This window comes from Streptomyces alkaliphilus, from assembly GCF_014141535.1.
Taxonomy (GTDB): Bacteria; Actinomycetota; Actinomycetes; order Streptomycetales; family Streptomycetaceae; genus Streptomyces; species Streptomyces alkaliphilus.
Genome location: NZ_VKHT01001460.1, coordinates 1 through 893, shown reverse-complemented (window position 1 = coordinate 893; position 893 = coordinate 1). Strand labels below are relative to the sequence as shown.

1 protein-coding gene and 1 pseudogene are annotated in these 893 nt (G+C 77.2%); both read left to right on the top strand.

Annotated elements, in window-relative coordinates:
- Positions 1-634 (top strand): RDD family protein (locus FNQ90_RS25095; protein ID WP_228471597.1); only part of this gene is annotated, 634 nt, incomplete at its 5' end.
- 143 nt (positions 635-777) lie between these two features.
- A pseudogene (locus FNQ90_RS25090) lies at positions 778-893 on the top strand (tRNA 2-thiouridine(34) synthase MnmA); the annotation flags it as partial.

Below are 893 nucleotides of genomic sequence, written 5' to 3'. Positions count from 1 at the left end.
GCCCCGGCCCGTCCATCCGAGCTCCGCCGGCGTGCTCGGCGCCCCGCGGATGTCCCCGCTCACCGAGGCCGGTCTCGCCGTGCGGGCCCCCGCGCCCTGGGAGACGCAGGACGACGCCTATCCGGGTGCCCCGATCCGCCGGATCCTCGCCCGACTGGTCGACGGTGTGCTGCCGGCCGCCGCGGCGGCGGCGGTCGCGCTCCCCTTCGCGGTACCGGCCCGCGAGCACGTCGAGGCGAAGATCGCCGCCGTGGAGTCGGCGGGGGTGACCGAGGACGTCTGGCTGGTGGACGGCACCACCGGACCGTGGCTGGCCATGGTGCTCGGCGTCTTCCTGCTGGTCGGCTTCCTGGTGGAGGCGCTGCCCACCGCGCTGTGGGGGCGCACCCCGGGCAAGGCGCTGTGCGGCCTGCGGGTGGTGGACATGGAGAGCCGGGACCGCCCCGGGGTCGGCACGGCGGTGATCCGCTGGTTCACCCACACGATCCTGTGGTGGTCGGTGATCGGGGTGATCGGCGTGGTGCTCGCCCTGTTCGACCGGCCCTGGCGCCAGGGTTGGCACGACCGGGCGGCCCGCACCTTCGTGGCCGGGCGCCGACCCACCCGAGCCCGACCCCCGGCCGGGGCAGGCTGACCCGGACGGCCGAACGACTACCCCGGTTGACCCGCGCGGCATGCGCGGGTCGCCGGCGCGGGGTGCACTCGGGCCATGAGCAACGAGCAGCCCCCTTCCGGCCCGGAGCCGGAACGGGACCCCCTGCGCAAGCCGCCCCCCGTCTGCGCGTGCTCGCCGCCATGTCCGGCGGCGTGGACTCCGCCGTCGCCGCCGCCCGGGCCGCCGAGGCCGGGCACGACGTCACCGGCGTCCACCTCGCGCTCTCCGCGAACCCCCA